The following is a 7,228-nucleotide window of genomic DNA, read 5'->3' on the forward strand; positions in this document are numbered from 1 at the left end:
GTTCACCGGCATCCCGAACTTCGCGCCGGAGCTGTTCCGCCGCGCCCGCCTGCGCGACCCGCTCAAGCTCAAGCAGTTGCAGAAGGGTTTGGCGCAGCTGTCCGAGGAAGGCGCCACCCAGTTCTTCCGGCCGCTGATGAGCAACGACCTGATCCTCGGCGCGGTCGGCGTGCTGCAGTTCGACGTGGTGGCCTACCGCCTGAAGGACGAGTACGGCGTGGACGCGTCGTTCGAGAACGTCAGCGTGGCCACGGCGCGCTGGATCCGCTGCGACAACGCGAAGAAGCTCGAGGAATTCCGCGACAAGAACGCCATGAACCTGGCGGTGGACGCGGCCGGCGAGCTGGTCTACCTGGCCCCGACGCGGGTGAACCTGCAGCTCGCCCAGGAACGCGCGCCCGACGTGCAGTTCCTCGCCACGCGTGAGCACGCGCACAGCGTCGATCCGGGATGAGCCCATCTCGCCACGGCACGACGGTGAGGCCGTGTCTTGCAGGTTACGTTCGGCGGACACGGGCCGCCCCGGGATGCCGACCGGCGCGTTGATCCATTAGGCTTTCCCTGGCCGCCATCCGGCGGCGTCATGGGGAGATGTCGATGTATTTTCTCGGGATAGTCCTGCTGTTGGCAGGGGCGATCTGGATGACGGTGAACGCTGCGAAGAAAGACGGCGCGCTGGCTGCCGTCTTCTGCTTCATCTGCGGTATCTACACGATCTACTACGGCATCAAGAACTTCGCCGAGAACAAGATTCCGCTGATCCTGTTCCTGGCCGGATTCGCGCTGTGCCTGGTCTTCCGCCCCGACATGGCGGCACTGAGCGGCGCGGCAGTGATCTGATCCGCCTCGAGGCGGGCTGCCGGACCCTTCGGCAGCCCGCCGCAGGCTGACTGGACGGCCGCGGAGGCATGCACCTCATGCTGCATTGCGGTAACGTTGCGACATGAACGAGCCGACCTCTTTCGAAACCCTCCGTGCACGGAAACGCGCCGACCATCTGGTCGATCTGCGCGACGAGATCGCAAGCGCGCTGACGCACGGCCTCGGCGCCGTGGCGGCACTGGCGGGAGGCGCGGTGCTGATCACGCTCGCCGCCATCTACGGGGACGGCTGGCAGCTAGGCGCGTCGATCGTCTTCGGCATCACGCTGCTCCTGCTCTATACCGCGTCCACGCTCTATCACGCCATCCAGCATCCGGTCGCCAAGGGCCGCCTGAAGGTTTTCGATCACTGCGCSATCTACCTSYTGATCGCGGGCACCTACACGCCSTTCRCGCTGRTCGGCCTGCGCGGGCCGTGGGGCTGGGGACTGTTCACCGCGATCTGGACGATCGCCATCGCCGGCGTGATCTTCAAGCTGTTCTATACCGGCCGCTTCAAGCTGCTGTCGACGATCCTCTACATCGCGATGGGCTGGCTGGTGGTGGTGGCGATCAAGCCGTTGCTGACCTCGGTGGATCCGTGGACGCTCGGCTGGCTGCTGGCCGGCGGCCTGTTCTATACGCTGGGCACCTTCTTCTACCATCGCGAATCGATCCGCTATTCGCATGCGATCTGGCACCTGTTCGTGATCGCCGGCAGTGTGTGTCACTTCGTCGCCGTCACCCAGCAGGTGCTGATGCCGCGGCTGGCGTGAAACGCGCGTCGACGTTCRTGTCCCGCACATGAACCGCCTGGCCTGCGTTTCGCAACCCGTGAACACGCGGTTGCCAACCATGGGCCCATGACCGCGGCTTCCACTCCTCGTCGTCGTTTCGCCTTGCGCCCCCTGTCGCGTACCGGCGCGATCGTGATCGGCGTGCTGGCGGCGATCATCGTGGTCATCGCCGTGCTGTTCGAATGGAACTGGYTGCGTCGCCCCATCGAACGCATCGTCGAATGGCAGACCGGCCGCAGCTTCCACATCGCCGGCAATCTCGACGTGGATCTCGGGCGTGTGACCACGGCGCGCGCGGAGGGGCTGACGTTCGGCAATGCCTCGTGGTCCCGTGTGCCGACCATGGCGGCAGCGGATCGCGCCGAAGTGAGCGTGGAAGTCTTCCCGTTTCTCTTCAGGCGCGAGACACGCATCCCGCGCGTGCGCCTGACCCATCCCCGGCTGCGCCTGGAGACAGGGCCCGAAGGCGTGGGCAACTGGGTCTTCGGTGACCGCTCTGGCGAGAGCCGGACGCGCTTTCGCGAGCTGTGGATCGATGACGGTCGCTTGCTGTTTCTCGACCCCTCACGCAAGACCGACTTGGACATCCAGCTTTCCAGCATCCGCCAGGCGACACCGGATGCACCGGCGGCAGTCGACCTGAAGGGCAAGGGCCGCTGGGCAGGCAATGCGCTCACGCTGCAGGGCCAGGTGGCCTCACCGCTCGCGCTGCGCGACACCGACAAGCACTACCGTATCGACCTGCGCGCCAGGGCCGGGGCGACACGCGCGCATGCACGCGGCACGCTGCTCGATCCGTTCCGCTTGCGCGACTTCGACCTGCGCTTGATGCTTGCGGGGCAGGACATGGAGGATCTGTTCCCCCTGATCGGCATCGCGACCCCTCCCACGCCCCCCTATCGCCTGGACGGGCGATTCACGCGCGACGGCAACACATGGCGCTACGACGATTTCACCGGCGTGGTCGGCGACAGCGACCTTGCCGGTACGGCCAGCGTCACCGTGGGGCGCGAACGCCCGCTGTTCAAGGCGAACCTGGTGTCCAAGCGCCTGGATTTCGACGACCTGGCCGGGTTCGTCGGCGCGCCTCCGCAGACCGACGCCCGCGAAGCCAGCAACGCAGAGCAGCGTGCGGAAGCGGCGGCGTTGGCGGCGGATGCACGCGTGCTGCCGGACACGCCCTACAACCTCGCCAAGCTGCGCGCGATGGATGCCGACGTCCGCTGGAAGGCGCATCGCATCAACGCGCCGGGCCTTCCCATCGACGACATGGACGCGCACCTGCTGCTGGATGCCGGCCTGTTGCGGCTGGAGCCGTTGAACTTCGGCGTCGCGCAGGGCGATATCCGGTCGCAGATCCGCATGGATGCCCGCAGCGACACCATCCGGACAGAGGCGACGATCGCCGCGCGCCGGCTGGACCTGGGTGAGCTGTTTCCGCAGGCCGAACTGACGAAGACCGCCATCGGCCGTATCGGCGGCGACATCAAGATCACCGGGACCGGCAACTCGGTCGCCGGCATCCTGGGCACGGCCGATGGCGACATCGCGCTCGGCATGGGCCGTGGGCAGATCAGCAACCTGCTGATGGAACTCGCCGGCCTGGACATCGCGGAGTCATTGAAGTTCCTGGTCACCCGGGACAAGACTGTGCCGGTACGCTGTGCCTTCGGCGACTTCGCGGTCAAGGACGGCGTGATGGACGCCCGGTCGCTCGCCTTCGATACCAGCGACACGATCATCGTCGGCACCGGCCGCATCAGCCTGAAGGACGAAACACTGGATCTGGAAATGAGGCCGCGCCCGAAGGATCGCAGCATCCTCGCGTTGCGCTCGCCGCTGGTCGTCGGCGGCACGTTCAAGGACCCTTCGTTCCGTCCCGACTTCAAGCGCCTGGGCCTGCGCGGCGCGGTCGCGGTGGCGCTGGGCAGCATCGCCCCGCCTGCGGCGCTGCTGGCGACGATCGAGGTGGGGCCGGGCGAAGACAGCGCGTGCGGCGGCCAGTACGCGAAGTGATGCGGCTCAGCTGGCGATGTAGCGCTGCAGCTGGTCCAGTTCCACCTGCTGGTCTTCGATCACCGCCTTCACCAGATCGCCGATCGAGATGACGCCGACGATGGCGTCCCCGTCGGCCACCGGCAGGTGGCGGATCCGGTGCTCGGTGACGACCTTCATGCAATGGTCGACGCTGTCGTCGGGCCGAACGGTGACGACTTTCGCCGTCATGATGTCGCGCACCGGCGTGTTGGAAGACGAGCGCCCCTGCAACACCACCTTGCGGGCGTAATCGCGCTCCGACACGATGCCGCACAACCGTGGCCCCTGCATGGCGAGCACGGCGCCGACGCCTTTTTCGGCCATCAGCCTGATGGCGTCGAGGACGGAGGCGTCGGGGGATACGGCGAAGACTTCAGGGGCCTTGGCCCCCAGCAACTGACGAACCGTGCGCATGGCGATCTCCGGGATAGGGAGCGGGTCGATCTGGCCCGGCCAAGGATACTCCTGCCGACGCGGGTTGCCACGCATCCACCRGGTACAGGGGTCGCTGCTTGGATTCCTCGTACAGGCGCCCCAGGTACTCRCCGATCAGTCCCAGTGCCACCAGCTGCGTGCCGCCGAGGAACAGGATCACCGTCATCATCGTCGGCCAGCCGGCCACCGGATCGCCGAACAGCAGCGCCTTCCCGACGATGTAGATCGCAAAGGCGAAGGCGAGCAGCGCGGTCAGCACGCCGATGTAGGTCGCCACGCGCAACGGCGCGGTGCTGAAGCTGGTGATACCCTCCAGCGCGAAGTTCCACAGCTTCCAGAAGCCGAAACTGCTGCTCCCCGCCACGCGCGCATCGCGATGGTACGGCACCGATTTCTGGTTGAAGCCCACCCAGCCGAACAACCCCTTCATGAAACGGTGGCGCTCGCGCAGTTCGCGCAGCGCCGCCAGGGCACGCGGCGACAGCAGGCGGAAGTCGCCGGTGTCGGCAGGGATGGGCGTCTTCGACAGGCGACCGATCACGCGATAGAACGCATGCGCGGTGGCGCGCTTCAGCCAGCTTTCGCCCTCCCGCTCGACGCGCGTGCCATGCACGTTGTCGTAGCCGGCCTGCCAGGCGCGCACGAAGTCCAGGATCAACTCCGGCGGGTCCTGCCCGTCCGCATCGAGGATCACGGCCGCACCGGTGTCCACACGGTCCAGGCCGGCGGTCAGCGCCGCTTCCTTGCCGAAGTTCCGCGACAGCCGCAACAGCGACACCCGCGGATCGTCCGCCGCCAGCGCGCGCATCACCGCCCATGTGTCGTCGCGGCTGCCGTCATCGACGTAGAGCACGCGACCCTGCACGCCCTCCAGCGCGTCCAGCGACGCCAGGATGCGCGGGTGCAGCAGCGGCAGCGCTTGCGCTTCGTTGTACGCGGCCACCACGACGGTGACCTGAGGCGCCGCGCCGATCATGGCAGCGCCTCGAGATAGGTGGTGCCGCCGATCTGCCGCACCTGGCGTTCGATGCGTGTCGCGCGCCGCTGCACGTACGGCCCGGGACGAGGGGCGCTGTAGCGGCGGGGGGACGGCAGCACGGCGGCCAGACGCGCACTTTCGTTGGACGTCAGGCGCGCGGCGTCCTTGCCCCAGTAACGTCGTGCCGCCGCCTGCCCGCCATAGACGCCGTCGCCGAACTCGGCGACGTTGGCGTAGACCTCCAGGATGCGGCGCTTCGACCACAGGGTTTCGATCAGCAGCGTGTACCAGGCCTCCAGCCCCTTGCGCGTCCATCGGCTCACGCGGTTGCTGCCCTGCCAGAGGAAGAGGTTCTTCGCGACCTGCTGGCTGATCGTGCTGGCGCCGCGCAGGCGCGTCACCGGCCTGCCGCGCTTCTCCGCGCGCTCGACCATCTTGCGGTTGTGCACGCGCGCCTTCTCGATCGCCGCCAGGTCGAAGCCGCGGTGCGTGGCGAAGTTCTGGTCCTCCGCCGCGACCATCGACAACGGCAGGCTGGGCGCCATCTCGTCCAGATCGCGCCAGTCGTAGGCCAGCCGGAAACCGACGTCTCCCTTGCCCCAGGCCTCGACCAGGCGCGCCGCCATGAAGGCGGTGAACGGCGGGTCGACGAAACGCAGCACGACGACCTGCAGCACGCTGGCCGCGGCGAACAGGAAAGGCAGGGCGAGCAGCCAGCGGAGCCAGCGGCGACGGGCTACGCGGGGAATGGAACCGTCCGATTTTGAGCGCATGGCATCCAAATGCGAGAATGGGGTCTCAACAGTCCGCTGGTCATCCGCCTTATGAACGCACGCACCGAGACGCTGGTAGCCGACTTGATGAGAGAGGGCGACCAGCTGGCCCAAAGCGGCCAGTCCGTCTCCGCAGCGGTCCGTTGGCACAAGGTGCTCGAGCTCGAGCCGGAGTTTCCGCCAGCGCTCAACCACCTGGCCATGCAGGCCATGCAGCGGGGCGATCTGTCCGTCGCGCGCGACCTGTTGCAACGCGCCGTGGCAGCGGCTCCGGACTATACGATGGCGCACGCCAATCTGTCCCGGGTCTACTCCGCCATGGGCGACGCGGATGCCGCCCTGGCCCAGATCAATGCCGCCCTCAAGGCAGAACCGGTCGCATGGGGCGTGCACATCGAAAAGGCACGCCTGCTCGAGGAACGAGGCAAGGACCGCGCGGCCGCGTCCTCCTACGGCGCAGCGATGGCCTACATGCCCGAGGCGCTCCAGCAGGAGCCCGAACTGCAGCCGTTGATCCAGCATGCTCGCCGCAAGGTGGCGGAGAACCAAGCGCAGATGCGCGAGTTCCTGCTCGCCCGGATGGGGGACCAGTTGCGCACCGGTTCGCCGCGCCAGCTCGAGCGTTTCCAGCACAGCCTGGATGTGGTGACCGGACGTCGCGACATGGCGCTGTCCCGGCCGCTGACGCTGCCGTTCCCTCGCTTGCCTTCGATACCGATCTTCCATCGCGAGGATTTCGACTGGGCGCCCGCCGTCGAAGCCGCTTTCCCCGACATGCTCCGTGAGCTCCAGTCATTGCTGGAGGAAAACGCAGAGTTCGTCCCCTACGTGGAAATGTCGGACTACGAGCCCAAGGGACAGTTCGCGCCGCTCGATCGCAATCTGGACTGGGGCGCCTACTATTTCTGGAAAAGCGGCAAACTGGACGAAGACCACGCCAGGCGCTGTCCCAAGACCGTTGCCGCATTGTCCGACCACGCCCCCATGTGCAGGGTGCCGGACCGCGCGCCAGTGACGTTCTTCTCCGCGCTCAAGCCGGGCACGCATATCGCGCCCCATCACGGGGCAACGAACACCCGCCTGACCGTCCACATGCCGCTGATCATCCCCCCCGACTGCGCACTTCGCGTCGGCGGCGAAACGCATGTCTGGAAGCCCGGCGAGTTGGTGATGTTCGACGACACCATCCTGCACGAAGCCTGGAACAACAGCGATCGCCTGCGCGTAGTGCTCATCTTCGACGTATGGCATCCCATGTTGACGCCAGTCGAACGGGAACTGGTCTGCACGACCATCCAGGGAATGCTGGATTACAACGGCCACGACGCCATGGGTGAACTGTGAACG

Annotated in this window: 7 protein-coding genes and 1 pseudogene; 5 read left to right on the plus strand and 3 right to left on the minus strand. The window is 66.9% G+C overall.

Features of this window, described 5'->3' with window-relative positions; genetic code table 11:
- The 4 genes and pseudogenes from prfC to AC04L7_RS09360 form a co-directional block, all read left to right on the plus strand.
- Positions 1 to 454 (plus strand): annotated as a pseudogene (prfC, locus tag AC04L7_RS09345) (peptide chain release factor 3); the annotation flags it as partial.
- Between the two features lie 188 nt (positions 455 to 642).
- The gene (locus AC04L7_RS09350; protein ID WP_296278447.1) at positions 643 to 840 is read left to right on the plus strand and encodes a hypothetical protein; all 198 of its coding nucleotides are present in this window, start codon (positions 643 to 645) and stop codon (positions 838 to 840) included.
- A gap of 103 nt (positions 841 to 943) precedes the next feature.
- Positions 944 to 1,636, plus strand: a complete 693-nt coding sequence (trhA, locus tag AC04L7_RS09355; RefSeq protein WP_475512883.1) for a PAQR family membrane homeostasis protein TrhA — start codon at positions 944 to 946, stop codon at positions 1,634 to 1,636.
- 87 nt (positions 1,637 to 1,723) lie between these two features.
- Positions 1,724 to 3,673: an AsmA family protein gene (locus tag AC04L7_RS09360; RefSeq protein WP_436000087.1), complete on the plus strand. Its 1,950-nt coding sequence runs from the start codon at positions 1,724 to 1,726 to the stop codon at positions 3,671 to 3,673.
- Positions 3,674 to 3,679: 6 nt separating this feature from the next.
- Here the strand turns inward: AC04L7_RS09360 and AC04L7_RS09365 are convergent, their stop codons facing one another.
- Genes AC04L7_RS09365 through mtgA form a run of 3 tightly spaced genes read right to left on the minus strand, consistent with a single transcriptional unit; the run spans position 3,680 to position 5,881 of the window.
- Entirely contained in the window at positions 3,680 to 4,108 is a 429-nt protein-coding gene (locus AC04L7_RS09365; protein WP_296278450.1) for a CBS domain-containing protein, read from the minus strand.
- Entirely contained in the window at positions 4,068 to 5,105 is a 1,038-nt protein-coding gene (locus AC04L7_RS09370; protein ID WP_475512884.1) for a glycosyltransferase family 2 protein, read from the minus strand. The genes AC04L7_RS09365 and AC04L7_RS09370 overlap by 41 nt, the downstream gene beginning before the upstream one ends.
- On the minus strand, positions 5,102 to 5,881 hold the full coding sequence (mtgA, locus tag AC04L7_RS09375; protein ID WP_296278452.1) for a monofunctional biosynthetic peptidoglycan transglycosylase: 780 nt from the start codon (positions 5,879 to 5,881) through the stop codon (positions 5,102 to 5,104). The genes AC04L7_RS09370 and mtgA overlap by 4 nt, the downstream gene beginning before the upstream one ends.
- A 51-nt stretch (positions 5,882 to 5,932) precedes the next feature.
- Here mtgA and AC04L7_RS09380 point away from each other — a divergent pair, with 51 nt between their 5' ends.
- A complete protein-coding gene (locus AC04L7_RS09380) occupies positions 5,933 to 7,225 on the plus strand; it encodes an aspartyl/asparaginyl beta-hydroxylase domain-containing protein (RefSeq protein ID WP_436000090.1) in 1,293 nt (430 codons plus the stop codon).
- Positions 7,226 to 7,228: the final 3 nt, after the last annotated feature.

It is taken from the genome of Pseudoxanthomonas sp. LjRoot204_2 (assembly GCF_056175765.1).